This window comes from Membranihabitans maritimus (genome assembly GCF_021729145.1).
In the GTDB taxonomy this organism is placed as follows: domain Bacteria; phylum Bacteroidota; class Bacteroidia; order Chitinophagales; family Saprospiraceae; genus Membranihabitans; species Membranihabitans maritimus.
The window spans coordinates 1-20911 of record NZ_JAJSLW010000017.1; the positions used below are offsets into that span (position 1 = coordinate 1).

Here is a 20911-nt window from a genome sequence, read left to right on the forward strand (position 1 = left end):
CCGGGCTAGCTTGTACAGGCACTATCAGCCTGCATGTATCTCGGCAGACCCCGGGAACTCTGGGGATCACCAGGATGCCCCCCTCTTAATAGTTTGTGAAGTTGTGAGCTGCTGAGCCAGGGCAAGGAAGTAGTCGGCAAAGGGGTACTGCCCCCTTTTAAAGGAGTGCGTCCGTTTGCATCCGGCAGGGCATTTTCATAACTCCGGTATTATCGTTAATTTGGAGGGGTATGGATAAAGACCAACTCATTGACCGACTTTCAAATTTGGAATGGGAGGACTTTGAAGTCAAAGAAGCCCGTTCACAAATACCCAAAAATGTATGGGCGACCGTAAGTGGTTTTTCCAATATTGCCGGAGGATGGTTGGTCTTTGGGGTGAAAAAAGTGGGAAAGTACTATGAGATCGTTGGAGTGAAGAATGCGGAAAAGATCGAGCAGGATTTTACCAACACATTGAGAGGCGACAAATTTAATGTGAAGATCGTACCGGAATGCAAGAAGTACGACTTTCCGGAAGGAACCGTTTTGGCTTTTTACATTCCCCTTTCTGACAAAAAGCCGGTTTACTACAACACACTGGCCAATACCTTTATCCGTACCGCCAGCGGCGACCAGAAAGCCACCAAAGAAGAAATTGACGCGATGTACCGTGATCAGGCCTTTGGTACGCATACTTCCAGGAATGTAACCGGTACTTCTATCGCAGATATTAACGAATCATCCTACGAACAATACCGGGAATACCTTTCCCGCTTTCATCCTTCGCATTCGTATAACCGCCTGAAAAAAGAAGACTTTCTACAAAAGCTGCGAATCCGCCAACAGGAGGACGGAACGCTTTCATACGGGGGCCTGCTTTGTCTGGGGACGGAAGATGCCATACAAAAAGAAATCACAGGTTTCCGGGTGGACTATCTTGAAATTCCCGGAACGAGTTATACGAACGCTAAACCACGATATACCTACCGGATAGACGAGCAGGAAAACCTGTGGGAGTACTTCTTTGCCGTATTTGACCGGCTCCGCAGACACCTTGACCTGCCATTCAAATTGACCCAGGAAGGATTTGCCTCAGAAGATTACCCGCAGTTAGATGCATTGCGCGAAGCATTGGTGAACATGCTTATGCACAGCGACTACTTCAGCGCAGCTTGTCCAAGAGTTCGGGTATTTGATGACCGGATCGAATTTTTCAATCCAGGCGCCTTGCCTAAACCCCTAACAAAACTGTTGGAAGAAGATATTTCCCTTCCCCGGAACCCTATTATTGCCAAATTTTTCAGGGTTGTAAGATTGGCTGAAAATGCAGGATACGGTTTTGACAAAATGATTAGCGGCTGGCAGAAATACACCGGTTCTCCTCCTGAATTTGACCAGGGGCAGGATTATACCAAAGCTACTTTTTATTTTAAAAGTCGAAGGCAAATTAGGACCAAGTCGGGACTAAGCTGGGACCAAGTCGGGACTAAGTTGGGACTAAGTATTGACGAAGTAAAGCAAATATTAAAACTATGCATGGAACCACAAGCTTTACCCGCAATTATGTCATTAATGAACTGGAGTAACAGAACTAAATTCAGGAATAAATATATAAACCCTATGCTAAAAACCGGATTACTGGCAATGACCATACCAGATAAGCCAAAGAGTCCGAATCAGAAATATTATACAACAGATACAGCCAACCCATTACTCACAGAAAATACGGAATAATCTGGATTCATGGTCTGATTTGCACACCTCCGCCGAAGCCTCGGGGGAGGAGGAGTTTGGAAAAAAAGATGCCCTATCACAAGGAAGATAATAGGATTACGCCCCAAAAAAAGAGGAGTGTTAATAACAATCCGGTCCGTTGACCCCCTGGGTTGATATCCTGTAAGGTTACATGACTGAAACGCTGTCAAACCGCTCCCTCTTCCTGCCCCTCCTTATTAACTTTAAAATTCAGCAAATCCTGGTCCTCTCATATTCGAAAAAGTTCTTTTCGACCGGTGATAAAAAAATTAATAAAGTAGTCACTATGAATTAAGGAGAAGGTTATAACAGTTTTATTTCTCACCTATAAAATCGCCCTATTCTATTTGGCATAATCCTACTAATTGCGAATAATCACTTCATGTATTCAGATAATATTGTTTAAACATTTCTGAATACAGGTTAGTTTTTGAATTTTATTTTTTACATTAAGATGTGTATTTGTGAACCCTGGATGTATAACCATAATCGAAAATAGCTTTCTTCGAAATTCCAACTTGATTAGATAAGTCACAGGAATAGGGTATAAAGACATAAGGTTTTATAGATTTTTGCATCAAAAAAACCGAGAGCTGTTGTAGAATCAAAATTGGCCGTTTTAAATTTTTAAAAAAAAAGTATTATAAAATGTACTTAATGTATGTGGATGAAAGTGGAGATGTTGGACTAAATAATAGTCCTACCAGTTACTTCATACTTTCGGCCATTGTTTTACATGAATTAAGATGGAAAAACACCTTAAGCGGTCTGGTTGATTTCAGACGGATGTTGAGAGATACTAAAGGGCTAAAGTTAAGAGAGGAAATTCATGCAAATGAATTTATAAATAAACCGGGGGATTTAAAAAGAATTAAGCGGAATGACAGGCTTGATATACTTAAAAAATGTATTGATTGGATTAATAGTCAACAACATCTCAATGTATACAGTGTAGTGATAAACAAAGCAGGAAGAACAGATGATATATTTGAATTAGCCTGGAACACTTTAGTCATGCGATTTGAAAACACAATTAGGAATAATAACTTTTCCGGTCCGCAAAACCCGGATGATAGAGGAATGATACTTTCTGATAATACCGAAGGAGAAAAACTTAGAAAGCTAATTAGGAAAATGAGACATTTCAATACGATTCCCAATATTCAACAATTCTATGCAGGTGGTTATAGAAATATTAAACTCGAATATATTATAGAGGATCCAATATTTAGGGATTCTCAACATTCCTTCATTCATCAAATGAATGACGTAATTGCCTATTGTGTTAGACAAAAATACGAACCGAATAATTATATGAAGAAAAAAGGAGGACACAACTTCTACAAACGACTTAATAATGTAACCACCAGGGCTGTTAGCAGAAGTAATGATTTAGGTATCGTTGAAATATAAATAAAAAAAGGTGGCCGAAACCACCGGAGGAATCCTACTTTAAAGACTGGCTTTATTTCAGATTCATTATAAATATATGAAAAATTGTTTGAATTATCAAATTCAATCTAGAATAGTTCATTTTTAAAAATTATCGCCTCCCAAAATAAATAATTGAGTTTTACATTTCTTAAGCGTAGTATGAATGTTCATTCTTATTGGGCAAGCACGATTTCTTCTTTCGCGATGTGGAAAATCCGCTCAAAACCAAAAGGTTCAATCCCAATGACACGAATTATTTGCAACTGATCTTTCAAGAACCGCTATCTACTTTCATGGCCCCCAAATTGGAAGTTGATATGTATCATTTACGAATTTCTACTTACCCGGATGAAAAAAGAAAGCCCGTTTACGATATCGATATCAAAAATCAGGTGGGACAATACCAGCACTTCAAAACTTTTGCAGAAGAAGAAAAACACGCAGAACTGCCGACTCCATTAGTTGTCTATTCTTTTGATGAGGTCCAAGCATATATTGATTATCTTCTGGATAATTCGTATTTTAACGTGAGCTCGATGAGATTTTGGGGCAATAAATATTAAAATAATTAATATTTATATGATTGATATGTAGAAATATGTGAGCAATATTTCGTATATTAAAGTAAGCAAACCAAATATATAAAAGATGCTCACACCCGATAAAATTACTGAAATTTATTGTATCGTTGATGATTTTTGCCTTGAAACTGACCAACTGGTAGCGAAAGAGGCTCAATTTCATGTCAATTATTCTGCTTATTCACTTTGTCCTAGTGAAGTTATTTGCTTGCTGACTTGTTTTCAACATTCCGGCTTCCGTAATTTAACCTGAGTTCGACAGAGAGAATAAGAGCCCTGAAGAGCCTGTCCCGACATGAAATTGTCGGGAGGCGAAATATTACTAACCCTGGGTGCCAACCCAGGGTGGAAAACAAGTTGAATCGTCGATTCTGGCATTGATTTTTTGCTTTTTTCGCAAAAATTATGACAGAATCAATTATTCGTCGAACCCACGTTAGGTATAGGGAGAAGGAGTAAAGTAATATCCTTATAAAATTCAAAACCCGAAAGCTTGAATGGTTTCAGGGGCTTTCGGGAACGATATCTTATAAATAAAGATACAACGAATAATAATAGCCAAATTAAGAATTTTCAAAAATGCATTTTAAGGACTTTGAGAATATAGTCCTGCGAATTCCGGAATAAGTTCCAATTTTAAAAGCCATTCACAACCCTATATTTCCCTATATACTTTAGCGTACCAGTTCATTCGTACAAAGCAGCCTTTCATTATCATTCTATCAGGTTAATGAATTCTTCCGGTTACTCAATGGGGGCAGCCGCAGGCTCATTGTTTTGTAAATAATCGTCATTTTCAGTGTATACTTCTCCTGGGTAGTAGTACTGGTGGCCCGGGTGATGGACGGGAGCACATTGCTCTCCTGCGGGCAGTAGGATAGCCCGTATTTTATTAATTCCCCGTTGAATGTAAGGGTGAAAATGAATTGGATTATGGACGGTAGCCGCAACATTCCAGGTAAGAGAAATGAAGTTCCGGGAAGGATAGTGGCTATGATAGCTTATCTCACGATTATCGGGCTCATGATTGCGTTTGTTATTAATTATAATAGTATGACCAAATTTGCCACCTACCATATCAGGCAGGCAATAGGATTGACCATCACAGCCATTGTTTTGACCCTTATCGGGTTATTACCTCTGTCGACCCCGATACTCTGTATTACCGGTGGAGGAATTATATTATGTATGTGGTTTACAGGACTGGTCAATGCCTTTCTCGGAAAAGAAAAGCCTTTACCGCTTTTGGGCAGTGCATACAATAAATGGTTGAAAGGCTTGTAAAGAAAATATCTTTTTATGCTACCATTTACACATTCATCCCTACCACTTACTAAAAGTCCCATGCAAAACCCTCCCTGATTCCGGATATTGTAAAAGTTTATAATTTAAAATGTCTAAAAATGCGAAAGAATATATTTACCCTTTTGTCGGCCCTGGGGCTGATTATACTCCTGGGCCTGGCGTGTAAAAAAGAAGATTCATCCGGATTACCGGGTAATTGTGGCGATGGATTGAGCTGGACCAACCTGGTATCGGAAGAGTATAATGATTTGATCGAAGCCAGTACCGCGTATAGTACCGACCCTAGTCCTTCGAACTGCCTTAATTATAAAAATTCCTATACGGATTATCTCAATGCTTTGAATGCCATTACCGCATGTGTCGTCGGTCCACTAAGAGAGGGGTATGAACAGTCTGTCCGAGATGCCAAAATGGAAATAGATCAATTGTGCCAATAAAATCTTGAATTAAAATCACCCATAATAATTATTAAAAATGAGAAATTTTTTACTTGTTTTATTTGCTTTCTTTTTAACCCTGGGCGTTTCAGAAAATGTTCATGCTCAATCCTTTCAAAAAGGGGATGTGATAATCAATGCCGGGATAGGATTGGGATCAACTTTTACGTTTGCCGGGGGCCTTGGCCTGCCGTTGGGAGGTGGGGTTGAATTTGGAATCACCGACGCCATTGGAGTAGGCGGAGAGATTGGTTTTGTATCCGGTGGTGGTCTGACAGCGATTTATGTAGGGCCCAAAGGGTATTATCATTTTAATGAATTATTGAACATAGAAAATGAGCAAATCGACCTTTATGCCGGACTGAGTTTGTATTACAGGCATTTTAGCTATTCCGGGTTTTCATTTGGGATAGGAAGCGGAATTTATCCGGGGTTTCATATTGGAGGTCGATATTACTTTTCGGAAAACTTTGGCGTGAGCGCAGAATTGGGAAACAGTTATGGCTGGTTGAAAGCAGGGGTTTGCCTGAAACTTTAATATGATGGGTTAACAAGTAAGGGCTCCCTTGAACCATAGGTGAAAAGCAAACCATAATTTTGATGAAATCAAGGCGAATTCCATCTGTAAATGGACCTTTATGCGCTATCACTATGGGGGTAAAACAAAGGAGTGGACACTCCGCTGGCGAAAAAAATACCTGAGTGTATCCAATACTAACAAGAGAACATACATACCATGAACTTTTCCCCGGGAAGGATGATTTTTATTTTCACGTATTTTTACCCAGAATTGATGCCCTGAAACTGAAGAAAATAATGTCATCTTTCGGCCGCGGGGAAAAATTTTATTATTGCTGGTAGCCTTCTTGTTTTCATTTGGCCGGATATCCATCTTACTACCAATTAGATTATACAATGGTAGGTAAATGGTAAGTCTTTTCAGCGGTAGCTTCGGTAAAAGACCTTGCTTTAGCTCCGCTATGACTACGGTTTTTGCCTCACTTTTAGAAAAATCCCTTTCAAATTTAGGCTGCATCCCATACTATATTTTATATTACTTGAAAATCATCCGAATCGTATTCATGCTTATTCAAGGATGATGAAATGCATACAGAAAAAATTATAGTATTTTAAAGGAAAAACTTGAAGAAGGCCCCTTTACATATTTTTTCATTTTTTTTGATACTCATGGCTTCACAGCAGCTGTGGACCCAGAATCAGAATTTATATTTTGACAATTACAGCTCGCATGAAGGATTGTCACAAAATTCCTGTTACGCTATTTCGCAAGATGCTAATGGCTTTATGTGGTTTGCAACCCAGGACGGGCTCAACCGGTATGATGGCAAGGAGTTTCAGGTATACCTCCCGGGTGGGGAAAAAGGCGGATCATTGCCTTCGAACCATATATCAAGCCTGCATTTTGATCCGGATAGAAAGGTTATGTGGATAGGGACGGTCCGGGGGCTAAGCCTTTATCGACAAGATATAGATTCTATAGTGCCAATTTCCAAATTATTCCCATTTGCATCCGGGTTGGAAAGTTTACCCATCAGGAAAATATACCAATCAGGAAGCGATGAATTTTGGGTTGTAACACAGAATAGCGGATTGATATATGTGAACCTGGCAACAAAGGCGATTTCCCGTTTATTCACAGGACCAGGCGTACGTACCCAGGTAAACGGGTTTGCCGTACACCAGGGTGAAATCGTGACTTCCGTAGGTGATCGTTTGTATTGGCTGATGCCCAAACCAGACGGTTTTGAAATCGAAGTCCTCAATACAGGGGTGAATTTTTCTGAAATTAAAGAACTGTACTCCTTTCGCGACCGCCTGTGGATAGGTACCTATACAAAGGGATGTTTCTATATGGAAGGCTTTGGAAGGGAAGGTACGGTAAAAAGGTTTGAACCTGCGAGTGTGGGGGGAATTGGAACATTCCAGGCAGACAGGAACGGCAATCTGTGGATCGGTACAAGAGGGAATGGAATTATTGTTTTTAATCCCGATGATAAAAGAATATGGGAGGCAAGGTATAGCAAGTTTGATACCAGGTCTCTTGGTAAAGATTTTATTTTGTCAATTTTTAAGGATCGGCAGGGTATTATTTGGTGTGGACTCAGCGGGGGAGGTATATCAAAATATGATCCGTTAAAATACCAATTCGAGAATCTGAAAAACGATCCTTTACATCCTACTTCGCTACCTGGAAATATGGTTTTTGAAGTGTTTGAAAGTGCTACCGGCCAACATTATATCGGTACTCAGAATAAAGGATTAATACAATGGAATTTTGAAGACAGGACTTTTTATGAATATCCTTTTTTTGCTGATCCGGGTGTTCCTGAAAATACGGTGTATGATATAGTGGATGGTACTATGAATTCGCTCTGGATAGCCAGCTGGGGCGGGCTTATCCATTTTGATCTGGGAACGGGAGTTTTTAAAAAATATGTAGAGGAAGACCATCCGGCTACACAAAACCTATATGCTTTACATCCATTGAAATATGCTGATAGTCTATTAATTACCGGGGAGAATGGTACTATGTTTTTTTCTCTGGAAAAGCAAACCTGGTATCCATGTCTTCCTGATTTCTTTGGGGAAAAAGCTTACATAGGGCGACATATATATGAAGGAGAAAATGGAATGGTGTGGATTTGTACGGAAGGGGGTGGTTTGATCCGGTTGGATTATAAAAGGCAGGTGTATGAAGTAATAGAAAAGGTAAGAAATATTTCCAACAACAGCCGCTACTTATTAAAAGACGGAAGTAATTTCTGGATTGCCACTGACAATGGCATTGTGATTTATGACTATATCCGGGATACCATTGTAAAGCACATTTCTTTTGGTGATATTAACCGATCCAACGTTTGTTACAGTATCCGGAAAGGAAACACAGGTGATTTTTGGGTAGGCACCAATTTTGGCCTGGTTAGAATATCTCCCGGAGATTATGGAATACAGATTTATAACCTTGGAAATGGCCTACAGTTCCTGGAGTATAATACGGCGTGTACCCTGGCAGAGGAGGATGGCACCCTTGTATTTGGGGGAGTGGGTGGCATTACCATATTCAATCCTTCAGAAATACTGGATAATACATTTAGTCCGGACCCGATAATTACGGGTGTTCGGGTAAATGATAAGTCCAGGGTCCCGTCGAATGGAGACCCCATGTCTTTCCCGCATTGGGAAAATTATTTTGTTTTTGAATTTACCGCAAACAATTTTTCCAACCAGGAGCGTAATGTATACAAATACCGTATCAGTGGATTGTCTGAAAAATGGGTGGATAATGGAAATGACCACTTTGCAAGCTTTAATAGTATTCCTCCGGGTAGTTATACATTTCAGGTGAAATCAGCGAATAGCGACGGTGTATGGTCGTCGAATATGGCCCAATTTGAGTTTGTAATTCTTCCACCCTGGTGGGAAAGCTGGTGGTTTTTATTACTATTAATGTTGGTATCCGGATTTTTGATTTATCTGCTCATCAAGCGAAGGATTACCAGTATTAGGAATAAGGCAGAACTAAAGCAAAGAATATATGAAACGGAGATGATGGCTTTACGGGCCCAAATGAACCCTCATTTTATTTTTAATTGTCTTAATAGTATTGACGCCTTTATTCAAAGTAATGACAAATACCAGGCAACGATGTACCTGAATAAGTTTGCCAAGTTGTTGAGAAATGTTCTCGACAGCTCCAAACAGGATACGGTGACATTTTCCAGGGATTTCGAGACGCTAAAGCTATATTTGGAATTGGAAGAGCTTCGCAATGAGAATAAATTTACAACTATCCTTTATGCGGATAAAATCCTGTTGCAAGATGATTTCAAAGTCCCGCCTTTATTAATACAGCCATATGTGGAAAATGCTATACTCCACGGGTTAAAATACAAACACGGCCATGACGGGGTATTGAGAATTACAGCCAAAAAATTGAGCGATAGAATTAAATATATAATTGAAGATAATGGTGTAGGTAGGAATGGTATAAAGAATGGAGTCTCAAAGAATAAAACGTCCTATGGCATGAAAATGAGCAGCGATCGGGTTAAGTACTTTAATGGGGAAGAGAATGCATCGGTAGTGATCACGGATTTAATGGAAGACGGGGAAGCTTCGGGTACCCGGGTAGAGGTATTACTGGATTTGAAATAGTCGGATAGTTAGGTAGTAGGATAGTTGGGTAGTTGGATAGTAGGGTAGTAGGGTAGTTGGATAGTAGGGTAGTAGGGTAGTTGGATAGTAGGGTAGTAGGGTAGTTGGGTAATTGAGCGGTTTGATTTTTGATTAATTTTTATTAAACTAAAGAACTACCAAACTAAAGAACTACCAGACTACCAGACTAAAAAACTACCAGACTAAAGGACTAACAGACTAATAAACTAACAGACTAATAAACTAACAGACTAATAAACTAACAGACTAAAGGACTACCAGACTAAAAAACTACCAAACTAAAAAACTACCGAACTAACAGACTAATAAACTAACAGACTAAAGAACTACCAGACTAAAAGACTACCAGACTAATAGACTAATAAACTACCAGACTAAAGAACTACCAGACTACCAGACTAATAAACTACCAAACTAAAAAACAATTATGAAGAGTAAGTATCATTTTAAATTTGAAGATTTACAAATGTATCAGAAGGCACTTGCTTTTGCGGATAAAGTGAATAAACAAATTAGCTCTTTTCCCCGGCAAGAAAGATACGGGTTGTCGTCGCAATTTATAAGGGCTGCGGATTCCATTGCGAATAATATTGCTGAAGGGTCAGCCGGTTCCGATGCGAGCTTTAACCGATATTTGCAAATTGCCTGGGATAGTGCTCATGAGTGTGTTGTTTGTAGTACTAAATCAAGGCGCAGAGGATATATTTCAGCTGAAGTGGATGAAGAGAATAGAGCTTTGATCGTCGAACTTTGTAAAATGATAACTTCGTATAAGAATTATTTGAAGGGAAAATGATTAGATAGTAGGGTAGTAGGGTAGTAGGGTAGTAGGGTAGTAGGATAGTAGGTTAGTTGGGTAATAGGATAGTAGGATAGTTGGGGAGTCGGATAGTAGGTTAGTTGGGTAATAGGATAGTAGGATAGTTGGGGAGTCGGATAGTAGGTTAGTCGGGTAGTTGGATAGTAGGATAGTTGGGGAGTCGGATAGTAGGGTAGTAGGATAGTCGGGTAGTTAGGTAGTAGGATAGTAGGATAGTAGGTTAGTAGGGTAGTAGGTTAGTCGGGTAGTAAGTTAGTTAGGTAATTGAGCGGTTTGATTTTAGATAAATTTTTATTAAACTAAATAACTACCAAACTAATAAACTAAAGAACTAGAAGACTAAAGGACTACCAGACTAAGTGACTAACAGACTAATAAACTACCAGACTAATAAACTACCAGACTAAAGAACTAACAGACTAATAGACTAATAAACTACCAAACTAAAAAACTACCGAACTAACAGACTAATAAACTACCAAACTAAAAAACTAAAGGACTACCAGACTAAAGAACTAACAGACTAATAGACTAATAAACTACCAAACTAAAAAACTAAAGGACTACCAGACTAAGTGACTAACAGACTAAGGGACTAATAAACTAAAGGACTACCAGACTAAAGGACTAAAGAACTACCAGACTACCAGACTAAAGAACTACCAAACTAATAGACTAATAAACTACCAGACTAAAAGACTAATAAACTACCAGACTAATAGACTAATAAACTACCAGACTAAAAAACTATGACAACAGCAGTAATAATTGATGATGAACAAAAGGGCCGATTAGCACTTCGGGAGAAAATTAGGAATTATTGTAAGGGGGTAAAAATTGTAGGGGAGGCATCTGATGGGTTTGAAGGGGTGGAAATTATTAATGAATATCATCCCGACGTCGTTTTTTTGGATATTGAAATGCCGGGAATGGATGGATTTGAAATGATACAGGCGCTTCAAGAAATGGATTTCCATCTTATTTTTACTACGGCTTATGACCATTATGCTATCAAAGCCATTAAATATTCGGCATTTGATTACTTGTTGAAACCTGTAGATATCGAAGAATTAAAGTCTGCTGTAGAAAGGGTGAATAGTCAATCAAGACATGTTACAAATCAAAAGCTGGATGCGCTTCACAAAAATCTGCAAAACCGTCCGACCCTGGGGAAAATAGCTATTCCTACCCAGGAAGGTCTGTTGTTTTTTAATACCCTGGAAATTATCCATTTGGAAGCCCAAAGCAATTATACAATGATTTATTTTGAGGACTATCCTAAATTGCTGGCGAGCAGGACATTGAAAGACTTTGAAGATTTGTTACCCTCTGAGAATTTTTATCGGACGCATCATTCTCATATCATTAATTTACATTACATTAGAAGATATCTCCGGGGGGATGGTGGACAGATAGAGCTGCAAAATAAAAACTTTGTTCCCTTATCACGTAGGAAGAAAAAGGAGTTTTTAAATATAATCAACCAGGGTTGGTAGTTTTACATTACAGGCCGCACAGATCTGGAAGTGGCCTTCCGCTTATTCCAATTTACTATTCTCATAGACGATTTTAAAGTCTACAATTTTTTCGAGTGCATCCTTGAATTTTATCCTACTTTCCAGGAAATGTATTTTTCGGCCAAAGCTCCCTTTTTCCTTAAAACGAATGGTGCACAAATAAAACAAAAAGAGGTTTACTTCTTTGATCGATTGGATATTGTGAAAGGGATATCGATAGTTTTTGAAATAGTCCGTTACATAAATGAAGTCAGGGTCTATTTCCACTCTTTTTAGTTGAAAGAAGGTGAAATATAGGAAAACTATCCCCGTAATGAAGAAAATAGACATTCCCCATTTAAATGGGGTTGTGCGAAAGATAGCCATGTTCTCCGGGGTGAAAAATATCAAACCAATCGCAAAGGATCCGAAGAATACAACCCAGAAAATAGGTACAAAAAGTTTAAGGAGTAACGTTATCGAGGAACTAATTCGTTTCGGATACTTCATCTTTGATTTTTTGCTTTTTCTCTACCCTTGCCACGATATATATACTCATTTCATACAACATATACAATGGGAATGTAATCATAAGCATGGTCATAATGTCGGGAGGAGTAATAATAGCAGAAACAACTAAAATCACTACGAATGCAACCTTCCGGTATGTTCTTAAGTCTCCTGCGGTAATCAAACCGATTTTTGCCAGCATAAACATCACTATGGGTAATTCAAATAATAATCCCGTAGGGAGTGTATACATTGTCAGATTATTGACATAGGAGGTCAAAGTCGGTTGGGCGACCGTGTCCGCCAAATTGTAGTTGGTTAAAAAAGTCAGTGCGAATGGGGTGATAATATAATATCCAAAAAGGACCCCTGAGAGAAATAGTATGGAACAGACGGCTACGATCCCCCTCGCTGCTTTTATTTCCTTGTCATAAAGTCCGGGTTTGACAAAATTCCAAATTTCGTAAAACACGTAGGGAAAAGCGACAATAAAGCCAAGAACGATACTCACTTTTAGGTGGGTAACGAATTGTTCTTCTATTTTAAACGCCTGAACCTGGAATTCCGGTGGGGTGAGGCATAATACTTCGCTTAGTGAGCAAAAGATCCTGTATGTCAGGAAAGAAGGTTCTTTCGGAGCAAAAATTATATTCTGGAATACAAAAGATTTCATTACAAAAACCACAATGGCGATTACCAGGATACTTAGCAAGGACCTGACTAGGTGCCATCTCAGTTCTTCTAAATGATCCAGGAAGGACATTTCCTTCTTGTCATTCTTCTTCGGATCAAGATCTATTTTGTCTACATCTATTTGGTCAAGTGGCATGGTGCAATATCATATATTATAATTGAAAAGCAAAATTAGTCAATTAGATGGAAAAAAGATAGATATCTTTGCACTTGCAAAAAGTAAAAGTCATCTTTAACGAATTATTTGGTAATATGGAATCTGGACTTTTAATAAATTTTTTGGTATTTACTGTCAGCCTTGCGGTTTTGATCAAGGGGTCGGATTGGTTTGTTGATTCTGCGGAGAAGATAGGTTTGTCGTTGGGAATTAATTCTTTTGTGATTGGGGTGACCATAGTGGCTATGGGTACTTCGCTGCCGGAATTAGCCTCTTCGATAGCCGCCGTTAACTCCGGAGAGTCAGAAATCGTGATAGGAAATGTAGTCGGATCCAATGTAACTAATATTCTCCTTGTTCTTGGAATAGTGGCACTTATCGGGAATGTCGTCCCGTTGGAATATAATATCATGGATGTCGATATGCCTTTGTTGATGGGGTCAGCCATCTTTATATATTTTGCCGTAGAGGATCATACTTTTTCCAAGTTTGAGGCGCTGATTTTCCTTGCTGCATTAATAGGTTTTATTATTAATTCGGTAAAAGCTGATAAATTCGAACCGGACGAAGAAGTCAATGCTGGTATTAGGGATTACCTGATGCTAATCGTCGGTGGGGTATTGGTATATATGGGATCAGTCTATACGGTGGATGGGCTTCAGGGAATTTCCGGCAATTTGGGAATTGGAAGTGAAGTATTGGCCTTTACCGTTCTCGCTTTAGGAACTTCACTGCCTGAAGTCGTGGTAAGTGTAACGGCAGCGAGAAAAGGAAAAGCCGGCATGGCTATAGGCAATGTATTAGGTTCAAATATATTCAATTCGTATGCCGTACTGGGTATACCTGCACTTTTTACAGCATTAGATATTCCGGCTTCTACGAATACTTTTGCGGTGCCATTTATGATCGCTGTTACATTGCTATTTGCATTAATATGTATTAGTGGCAGGGTGAATAGATATGAAGGCCTGGTATTATTATTACTCTATGTATTTTTTATTTATAAAATGTCTACCAACATCATATAATAATTTGATGTATAATTTAGTTAAATCCTATTAAATACAAATGCTATGCTAGGAAATATTTTTGGCAACCTTGAAGAAAGGCAGGAAGAGTTGAAAAAAAAGTTGGAAAGTATCCAATTGGAAAGTTCTGTTATGGATGGGGCCATTATAGTAAAGGCCAATGCCAAAAGGGAGATATTAGATATCCTGATTGACAGTGAAAAGATTGATGTAAATGACAATGAGCAGCTACAGGATTTGTTGGTAACGGCGGTCAATGATGTCATTTCCATGGCATCCGAAGCTGAAAGGAATGAATCAGAAAAATTAATCAGTGAAATAATGCCTCCGGGACTCGGGGGATTAGGGAATCTCTTTGGTAAATAATGCAGCAATAGAATATGATCCGATCTATAGGGATAGTATTTTTTACGACACTATTTGGTATCCAGGTTTTTGGGCAATTGGAATCCGACCAATATCTAAAGGCCTATTACACATTTGATAATTGTGATGGAACTGATGATAGCGGAAATAATTCTACTGGAACCCTGACAGGCACCGAATGCAGGTGTGGTGTTGATGGCCAATCTCTCTTCTTCGACGGCCAGGATGACCGGATATTGTTTAATGGGAATGTGAATGAGTATTTTCGGGCAAATAATTTCACAATTAGCTTTTATTTCCGGCCCGTTTCTTCTTCTCCCAATACGGTCTTACTATCCAAGGTCGCCAACTGTAGTGATCAAACCGGGATTATGGTCAGGTACGGGAATGGCGGGGTAGCTGTTCAGCTGACAGGTGTAGAGGGTGAACAGAATTCTATTAATGCGAGGCTTAATCGACGTACTTGTTGGACTCACCTGGTCATTGTTCGAAGCGGTACTGTATTGCGGGTGTATGAAAATGGAGAATTGATAGCACAGGATGACAATGGGTTGCGAAATGTCAATATTGAAAATAGTACGCCTCTTACTTTAGGTATGGGGGGATGTTCCTCCTCTTTGGATGAACCTTTCCGGGGGTATATTGATGAATTGCGGGTGTATAACCATCCTTTGAATCCTTTGCAAATAGAACGATTGCGAATCCCGGTGGATGAATTGATATCCAAAGATACAGTAATTGCTATGGGAGATGTTTTTATGCCCCAGGTAGCGCATACATGTGCTTCCCAGGTAAATTGGTTGCCCTCATCTGCAGTCAGTTTGCCCGGTGATATTGAAACCCTCGTGGATGTTGATGAAACTACTACCCTGGAAATAGAATTTGACTATTCTGATTGCAGCGTGATTGACAGTATGGAGGTAAGGGTGGTCAATAGTGATGAGATTGACTGTGGTAATATCCCGATGCCGCGGGCATTTACCCCTAATCAGGATGGGCTGAATGATCAATATTTTATTACTGTCCCCGCTTCGGTAGATCATTTAATTTCCTTTGAAATTTACGATAAATGGAATAACAGGGTTTTTTATACCGAAGACCCGCAAGGGGCCTGGGATGGCACTTTTCAGGGGGAAGTAATGAACCCGGGGGTATTCTTGTATAAAATTCGATTTGAGTGTTCTGGTAATGTAGAAGTCAATACCGGGGAGGTTTTGTTGTTGAATTGAAGATATGGGGATGTAATTGGTGTCGGGGAAAAGACAATGATGGTTATAAACTAAAAGTATAAAGAATGGAAGAGATTCAAATAAAAATTGATTTCAATTCCATTAATAATCATCAAGATTTGGTATTTGCATTAGCTCCATTTATATACGATAAAGCAGAAATGCCTTGTTAATATCCATATTAATTTAACGTGAGTTCGACACAGAAGATAAGAGCCCTGAAGGGGCGAAATATTGCTAACCCTGGGTGCCAACCCAGGGTGAAAAACTAGTTAAATCTTCGATTCTGGCATTGATTTTTGCATTTTCAGCAAAAATAATGACAGAATTAATTAATGGTCGAGCTCACGTTAATTCAAACACTCAATATTTGTGGTCCGATCAGCTTTTATTATTGGTCACGGCAATTAATAATTTGAGAAATGAAGGAGTGGATGTTCAGATAAACTTTATAGAATTTAATCACTTTTCAAAGAGTGTAAATTATGCTAGTCGTTTAAATTTTTTCAAACATCTACGAGTTCCATATATAGAAGATTTTTCAAGGAAAAACCCAATAGGACGATTTACTGAAATCAAAAAGTTTGATGAAAACAATGCACTCCAACTACAAAGGGAAATAGTGCAAATCTTAATATCTAATGGAGTAAATGAAGATATGTTGATCGTTTTGGACTATTGCCTTTGGGAGGTGATAGATAATACATTGAATCATGCTGGTCCTGAATATAAATATGGTAACGGGTATGGTTATTTGTGTTGTCAATATTTTCCTGCTATTAATGAAGTGCGTATTATGATTGCGGATAATGGTATTGGCATCCATAGCTCTTTAACTCAGCATCCCGATAGTAAATATCAGCATTTGAATGAAGCTCAAGCTGTAGGTAGTTGTATAAAAAAAGGGATTTCAAATAGCGCAGGTAAAGGATTTGGATTATGGGCTACGGCTGCATTGATACGTGAAAATAAAGGGGAATTAATTATCCATTCAGGGAACTATCAATTGCAGTGCTCTTCCGAAGAAGTTATATATGAGACTGCTTACTGGAAAGGGACCTATGTGTTTTTGAGGTTGAATACTAATATGCCTGTGTCTTATGAACTTATTTTTGATAGATCGGATCAACGAAATAATTTTCTGGATTTTAAGGAAGAATTTCTTGATGAACTTGATAGTCTTTGGTAAATAAAAGAACTTTTTGAATACTTAAATAGTTAACACATTATAAGCATGAAAACTATGTTACTGCAATTTAAAAATATAGGAGAAAGTTTGGGTACGCGAGTATTGGGAGCTAAAATTCGACATCAGGTAGAACCAATGCTAAAGGGAGAGGAAATTATCATATTTGATTTCGAAGGGGTTCGTTTTATTTCGCATTCTTTTGCTGATGAATGTTTTGCTAAGCTCTTGAATAAATGGAGTATAAATGAGTTAAAACAAAAAACCACATTTGTTAATACTCCACCACGTATAAAAAAGACAATAGCTTTTACTTTCAAAGAGCATATTGTACAGCAGTCCAAAGCTTAATTCTTAGGAACCTTTTTGTTAATTTTGGTATAGGTTTTGTACGCTTCGTAAGCGCAATGATAAAAAAAATCACAGCATATCTGCTTTTAATGACCTACTTGCTGGTGTCGACCGGCTTGTACGGTGCCGTACACTATTGCAGTGAACAATTTGTCTCAATATCATTATTTGATGTTGAAAAATCGGATGAGTGTAGTACATCCAAATGTTGTAAGGAAGCAGAAGAGAATACCGATGAAAAACCTTGTTGTGATACGGAATTATTTTCACTTGATTTTGCGAGTGAACGGGTATTACTAAAGAGTACAAATAATCTTTCTTTCGACGGGGGAAGGAACATTGTTTTCGGTGATGAGTGTGAACCTACCGTATTTTATTCAGACCTTGAATCCGTCCAGGTGCTTTCCGATGGACCGCCTGTAAGGGTTCCTTCTTATATCCAAAATTGCGCTTTGGTGTTTTATGATTGATAGATGTTGAAAAAAGAATCTGAACCAACAGGCAATCATTTTGTCTGATCATTTTTTCAATATCAAACTAAAAATCATGAAATTATTATATAAAAGTTTATTAATCCTACCTGTATTTTTTTTCGCTATTTCCATAGGGCAGGCCCAAAGTAAAAACATCCAGACAGACTCTGTTACTGTAAATGGTGTATGTGATATGTGCAAAGACCGAATTGAAGAAGCGGCTATCATAAAAGGAGTGAAAATGGCTGAATGGGATAAATATGCCCAGAAGTTGACAGTCCTTTACAAGCCAAAAAAGACAAACCTTCAGACCATATGTGCTGCTGTAGCCAAAGTGGGACATGATACTGATAAAGTCAAAGCTACCGAGGAGGCCTATGCTTCTCTACCTGACTGCTGTGCCTATCGCAACAGTGAATTGGAAGTACATTAAAACCAGGGTAATGAAAATTATAGCTTTTGCAATCCTTTGCCTGGGAATGGTCTGTTCCTATGGGCAAAGCAACACAGATGTCATTATCGGTAAGGTCTATGAACTGGATTCAGATACCAGAGACACTATTCCTTTGATAGGGGCGAATGTGGTATGGTTAGGCGACCATTCCGGTACAGCTACGGATGTAAATGGTGCGTTTACCCTGAGGAAGAATACGGAGGTAGAAACTGTTGTCATTAGTTATACAGGATACCAGTCCGATACCATTAAAGTGGGCAATCTGGATAAAATTTCAGTTCAGTTGTCCTCCGCTGTTACATTGGATGAAGTGAAAGTTCAATACCGGAAAAAGTCTTCAGAAGTATCGATGATTGATCCGGTCAAAATGGAGAATATATCCGAAGAGGAACTTAGAAAAGCAGCTTGCTGTAATTTGAGTGAAAGCTTCGGTACCAGTCCGAGCGTAGATGTGTCATTTACCGATGCTGTTACGGGTACCCGGCAGATTAAGATGTTGGGGCTTGCAAGTGCCTATGCACAAATTACCCGTGAAAGTATGCCCAATGTCCGGGGGCTGAGTAGTACCTATGGATTGACGTTTATACCGGGGCCCTGGGTAAGTTCTATGCAATTGAATAAGGGAACGGGAAGTGCTATCAATGGTTTTGAAAGTATTTCAGGGCAAATTAATGTCGAAATGAAAAAGCCTGAAAATATGGAAAAGCTGCACCTGAATGTCTATGGAAATGAAGGTGGTCGTATGGAAGGCAATGCCCTGTATTCCCAATCCATTGGTGAAAAATGGTCCACAGCTCTATTTTTACACGGTAAAATAAACCATCAGAAAAACGATAGGAATAATGATGGATTCCTGGACAAACCTGTCGGTGATCACTTGATTGGATTAAACCGATGGAAGTATAATGGGACAGGAAATGTGCGAATGCAAATGGGGGTAAAGGCCACCTATATAGATAATATTGGTGGGCAATCAACATTTGATCCGGAAAGCCCGGTTGCTTCCAATAGTTGGGGGATGACCAATAGGGTCAATCGCCTGGAGGGGTGGGCAAAAATTGGAATATTATCCCCGTTACCCTGGCAATCAATGGGGTTTCAGTTATCGGCCTCTTATCACGATCAGGAAAGTACTTTTGGTAATAAAGAGTATCTGGGAAAAGAAACTTCTCTTTATGCCAATTATATTTTTCAATCCATAGTATGGAATACCAACCATGGCATCAAACTAGGAGCCAGCTTCCAATATGACAAGCAGGATGAACAACTATTGGCTCAAGATTTACTTCGCGAGGAATGGGTCCCGGGCGTGTATGGGGAGTATTCCTATAAAGCACTCGATAATTTTGATTTGGTCGCAGGGATGAGGTGGGACCATAGCAATCGTTACGGTACCTTTTTTACGCCGAGGCTTCATTTGAGATATGCTATTACAGATCAATCTGTGTTGCGGGCATCTGTAGGCAGGGGCCAGCGAACAGCATCTGTCATAGCTGAAAATTTCGGTGCTTTATCGAGTTCACGTCAATGGATATTCGAAAATGCAACCGGGTATAATTTGGGTTTTCAACCTGAAGTAGCCTGGAATTTTGGTATTAATTTTACACAAGGATTCAAATTGGATTACCGGGATGGAAGTATGACATTTGATTTGTACAGGACGGATTTTCAAAATCGTATAATAGCAGATTTTGATGAAAGCCCAGGGGAAATTCATTTTTATAACCTGGAAGGAAAATCTTTTTCCAATGTGTTTCAGGCACAATTGGACTATGAATTGGTACGCAATCTGGATTTGCGAATAGCATACCGATGGATAGATGCCAGGACCCGATTCGAGTCGGGGCTTCGGGAAATCCCATTAAATTCGAAAAACCGTGCTTTTGTAAACCTTGCTTATTCTACCTGGGATGAAAACTGGAAATTTGATGCTACATTGAATTGGCAAGGGGAAAAGAGGATTCCGGATACGGAGATCAATCCGGTTGAATACAGGTTGCCAGAATATTCCCCGGCATTCTATACCATCAATACCCAGGTTACCCGGATAATTAATTCGGATATTGAGATTTATATCGGAGGAGAAAACATATTGAATTATGTGCAGGAGAATCCAATTATAGCGAGTGAAGATCCTTTTAGTGATTTTTTCGACGGGACGATGGTCTGGGGCCCGGTTTTTGGAAGGAATATTTATTTGGGGGCGCGGTATACAATTCCGTAACGGTTTTATAGGTCCCGAATACACGAATTAATCGCACTCCAAATACATTGGGGTGTTCACTGGACAATCATTATGCATTTTCCCGTAGGTCTCACGGACTCCCTGGGAGGATTTCAATGGGGTGCTATTTTTATATTCTTGTTAGCCCTTTTAGCTTTATGTCATGGGCATCCCATTGGGTTAATAATTATATTTGTATCCTTTTTCGGTTTCCCCGATTTATACATAAGATTA

20 protein-coding genes are annotated in these 20911 nt (G+C 39.0%); 17 read left to right on the top strand and 3 right to left on the bottom strand.

Annotated elements, in window-relative coordinates; translation table 11 throughout:
* Nucleotides 1-230 precede the first annotated feature (230 nt).
* The 6 genes from LVD47_RS17735 (at nucleotide 231) to LVD47_RS17760 (ending at nucleotide 6031) form a co-directional block, all read left to right on the top strand.
* Nucleotides 231-1715 carry a DUF8451 domain-containing protein gene (locus LVD47_RS17735; protein ID WP_236979318.1) on the top strand — a complete coding sequence of 495 codons (1485 nt, stop codon included), beginning with the start codon at nucleotides 231-233 and terminating at the stop codon, nucleotides 1713-1715.
* A gap of 669 nt (nucleotides 1716-2384) precedes the next feature.
* The gene (locus LVD47_RS17740; RefSeq protein WP_236979319.1) at nucleotides 2385-3149 is read left to right on the top strand and encodes a DUF3800 domain-containing protein; all 765 of its coding nucleotides are present in this window, start codon (nucleotides 2385-2387) and stop codon (nucleotides 3147-3149) included.
* Nucleotides 3150-3346: 197 nt separating this feature from the next.
* A complete protein-coding gene (locus LVD47_RS17745; RefSeq protein ID WP_236979320.1) occupies nucleotides 3347-3733 on the top strand; it encodes a hypothetical protein in 387 nt (128 codons plus the stop codon).
* A 951-nt stretch (nucleotides 3734-4684) separates the two neighbouring features.
* Entirely contained in the window at nucleotides 4685-5035 is a 351-nt protein-coding gene (locus LVD47_RS17750; RefSeq protein WP_236979322.1) for a hypothetical protein, read from the top strand.
* 119 nt (nucleotides 5036-5154) lie between these two features.
* Nucleotides 5155-5493, top strand: a complete 339-nt coding sequence (locus LVD47_RS17755) for a hypothetical protein (RefSeq protein WP_236979324.1) — start codon at nucleotides 5155-5157, stop codon at nucleotides 5491-5493.
* A gap of 37 nt (nucleotides 5494-5530) precedes the next feature.
* Nucleotides 5531-6031, top strand: coding sequence for a hypothetical protein (locus LVD47_RS17760; protein ID WP_236979326.1), 501 nt, complete (start codon nucleotides 5531-5533; stop codon nucleotides 6029-6031).
* A gap of 111 nt (nucleotides 6032-6142) precedes the next feature.
* On the opposite strand, the gene LVD47_RS17765 is transcribed toward LVD47_RS17760, so the two are convergent.
* Nucleotides 6143-6529, bottom strand: a complete 387-nt coding sequence (locus tag LVD47_RS17765) for a hypothetical protein (protein ID WP_236979328.1) — start codon at nucleotides 6527-6529, stop codon at nucleotides 6143-6145.
* A 152-nt stretch (nucleotides 6530-6681) separates the two neighbouring features.
* Between LVD47_RS17765 and LVD47_RS17770 the strand changes: the two genes are divergently transcribed.
* The 3 genes from LVD47_RS17770 (at nucleotide 6682) to LVD47_RS17780 (ending at nucleotide 12006) form a co-directional block, all read left to right on the top strand.
* The gene (locus tag LVD47_RS17770; RefSeq protein WP_236979330.1) at nucleotides 6682-9669 is read left to right on the top strand and encodes a ligand-binding sensor domain-containing protein; all 2988 of its coding nucleotides are present in this window, start codon (nucleotides 6682-6684) and stop codon (nucleotides 9667-9669) included.
* Nucleotides 9670-10117: 448 nt separating this feature from the next.
* Nucleotides 10118-10486: a four helix bundle protein gene (locus LVD47_RS17775; RefSeq protein ID WP_236979332.1), complete on the top strand. Its 369-nt coding sequence runs from the start codon at nucleotides 10118-10120 to the stop codon at nucleotides 10484-10486.
* A 773-nt stretch (nucleotides 10487-11259) separates the two neighbouring features.
* Nucleotides 11260-12006: a LytR/AlgR family response regulator transcription factor gene (locus tag LVD47_RS17780; RefSeq protein WP_236979334.1), complete on the top strand. Its 747-nt coding sequence runs from the start codon at nucleotides 11260-11262 to the stop codon at nucleotides 12004-12006.
* Nucleotides 12007-12048: 42 nt separating this feature from the next.
* Here the strand turns inward: LVD47_RS17780 and LVD47_RS17785 are convergent, their stop codons facing one another.
* Entirely contained in the window at nucleotides 12049-12516 is a 468-nt protein-coding gene (locus LVD47_RS17785) for a hypothetical protein (protein ID WP_236979335.1), read from the bottom strand.
* Nucleotides 12494-13345, bottom strand: coding sequence for a twin-arginine translocase subunit TatC (tatC, locus tag LVD47_RS17790; RefSeq protein WP_236979336.1), 852 nt, complete (start codon nucleotides 13343-13345; stop codon nucleotides 12494-12496). The genes LVD47_RS17785 and tatC overlap by 23 nt, the downstream gene beginning before the upstream one ends.
* Nucleotides 13346-13461: 116 nt before the next feature.
* On the opposite strand from tatC, the gene LVD47_RS17795 reads away from it, so the two are divergent.
* From LVD47_RS17795 to LVD47_RS17830, 8 genes are all read left to right on the top strand, one after another.
* Nucleotides 13462-14394, top strand: a complete 933-nt coding sequence (locus LVD47_RS17795) for a calcium/sodium antiporter (RefSeq protein ID WP_236979337.1) — start codon at nucleotides 13462-13464, stop codon at nucleotides 14392-14394.
* A 45-nt stretch (nucleotides 14395-14439) separates the two neighbouring features.
* Nucleotides 14440-14760: a YbaB/EbfC family nucleoid-associated protein gene (locus LVD47_RS17800; RefSeq protein WP_236979338.1), complete on the top strand. Its 321-nt coding sequence runs from the start codon at nucleotides 14440-14442 to the stop codon at nucleotides 14758-14760.
* A gap of 14 nt (nucleotides 14761-14774) precedes the next feature.
* The gene (locus LVD47_RS17805) at nucleotides 14775-15989 is read left to right on the top strand and encodes a LamG-like jellyroll fold domain-containing protein (protein WP_236979339.1); all 1215 of its coding nucleotides are present in this window, start codon (nucleotides 14775-14777) and stop codon (nucleotides 15987-15989) included.
* A gap of 319 nt (nucleotides 15990-16308) precedes the next feature.
* A complete protein-coding gene (locus LVD47_RS17810) occupies nucleotides 16309-17178 on the top strand; it encodes an ATP-binding protein (protein ID WP_236979340.1) in 870 nt (289 codons plus the stop codon).
* A gap of 45 nt (nucleotides 17179-17223) precedes the next feature.
* The gene (locus tag LVD47_RS17815; RefSeq protein ID WP_236979341.1) at nucleotides 17224-17526 is read left to right on the top strand and encodes an STAS-like domain-containing protein; all 303 of its coding nucleotides are present in this window, start codon (nucleotides 17224-17226) and stop codon (nucleotides 17524-17526) included.
* 56 nt (nucleotides 17527-17582) lie between these two features.
* Nucleotides 17583-17996 (top strand): HYC_CC_PP family protein, encoded by a 414-nt coding sequence (locus LVD47_RS17820; RefSeq protein ID WP_439652032.1) that lies wholly within the window; start codon nucleotides 17583-17585, stop codon nucleotides 17994-17996.
* Nucleotides 17997-18072: 76 nt separating this feature from the next.
* Complete coding sequence (locus tag LVD47_RS17825; protein ID WP_236979345.1) at nucleotides 18073-18432, top strand: heavy-metal-associated domain-containing protein; 360 nt, start codon at nucleotides 18073-18075, stop codon at nucleotides 18430-18432.
* A 10-nt stretch (nucleotides 18433-18442) separates the two neighbouring features.
* On the top strand, nucleotides 18443-20677 hold the full coding sequence (locus tag LVD47_RS17830; RefSeq protein ID WP_236979347.1) for a TonB-dependent receptor: 2235 nt from the start codon (nucleotides 18443-18445) through the stop codon (nucleotides 20675-20677).
* Nucleotides 20678-20911: the final 234 nt, after the last annotated feature.

What these genes read in the sequence shown, in the direction of transcription:
- LVD47_RS17735 (WP_236979318.1), top strand. Translation starts at nt 231, where the DNA reads ATGGATAAAGACCAACTCATTGACCGACTTTCAAATTTGGAATGGGAG.
- LVD47_RS17740 (WP_236979319.1), top strand. Translation starts at nt 2,385, where the DNA reads ATGTACTTAATGTATGTGGATGAAAGTGGAGATGTTGGACTAAATAAT.
- LVD47_RS17750 (WP_236979322.1), top strand. Translation starts at nt 4,685, where the DNA reads ATGGACGGTAGCCGCAACATTCCAGGTAAGAGAAATGAAGTTCCGGGA.
- LVD47_RS17755 (WP_236979324.1), top strand. Translation starts at nt 5,155, where the DNA reads ATGCGAAAGAATATATTTACCCTTTTGTCGGCCCTGGGGCTGATTATA.
- LVD47_RS17760 (WP_236979326.1), top strand. Translation starts at nt 5,531, where the DNA reads ATGAGAAATTTTTTACTTGTTTTATTTGCTTTCTTTTTAACCCTGGGC.
- LVD47_RS17765 (WP_236979328.1), bottom strand. Translation starts at nt 6,529, where the DNA reads ATGCAGCCTAAATTTGAAAGGGATTTTTCTAAAAGTGAGGCAAAAACC.
- LVD47_RS17770 (WP_236979330.1), top strand. Translation starts at nt 6,682, where the DNA reads ATGGCTTCACAGCAGCTGTGGACCCAGAATCAGAATTTATATTTTGAC.
- LVD47_RS17775 (WP_236979332.1), top strand. Translation starts at nt 10,118, where the DNA reads ATGAAGAGTAAGTATCATTTTAAATTTGAAGATTTACAAATGTATCAG.
- LVD47_RS17780 (WP_236979334.1), top strand. Translation starts at nt 11,260, where the DNA reads ATGACAACAGCAGTAATAATTGATGATGAACAAAAGGGCCGATTAGCA.
- LVD47_RS17785 (WP_236979335.1), bottom strand. Translation starts at nt 12,516, where the DNA reads ATGAAGTATCCGAAACGAATTAGTTCCTCGATAACGTTACTCCTTAAA.
- tatC (WP_236979336.1), bottom strand. Translation starts at nt 13,345, where the DNA reads ATGCCACTTGACCAAATAGATGTAGACAAAATAGATCTTGATCCGAAG.
- LVD47_RS17795 (WP_236979337.1), top strand. Translation starts at nt 13,462, where the DNA reads ATGGAATCTGGACTTTTAATAAATTTTTTGGTATTTACTGTCAGCCTT.
- LVD47_RS17800 (WP_236979338.1), top strand. Translation starts at nt 14,440, where the DNA reads ATGCTAGGAAATATTTTTGGCAACCTTGAAGAAAGGCAGGAAGAGTTG.
- LVD47_RS17805 (WP_236979339.1), top strand. Translation starts at nt 14,775, where the DNA reads ATGATCCGATCTATAGGGATAGTATTTTTTACGACACTATTTGGTATC.
- LVD47_RS17810 (WP_236979340.1), top strand. Translation starts at nt 16,309, where the DNA reads ATGACAGAATTAATTAATGGTCGAGCTCACGTTAATTCAAACACTCAA.
- LVD47_RS17815 (WP_236979341.1), top strand. Translation starts at nt 17,224, where the DNA reads ATGAAAACTATGTTACTGCAATTTAAAAATATAGGAGAAAGTTTGGGT.
- LVD47_RS17820 (WP_439652032.1), top strand. Translation starts at nt 17,583, where the DNA reads ATGATAAAAAAAATCACAGCATATCTGCTTTTAATGACCTACTTGCTG.
- LVD47_RS17825 (WP_236979345.1), top strand. Translation starts at nt 18,073, where the DNA reads ATGAAATTATTATATAAAAGTTTATTAATCCTACCTGTATTTTTTTTC.
- LVD47_RS17830 (WP_236979347.1), top strand. Translation starts at nt 18,443, where the DNA reads ATGAAAATTATAGCTTTTGCAATCCTTTGCCTGGGAATGGTCTGTTCC.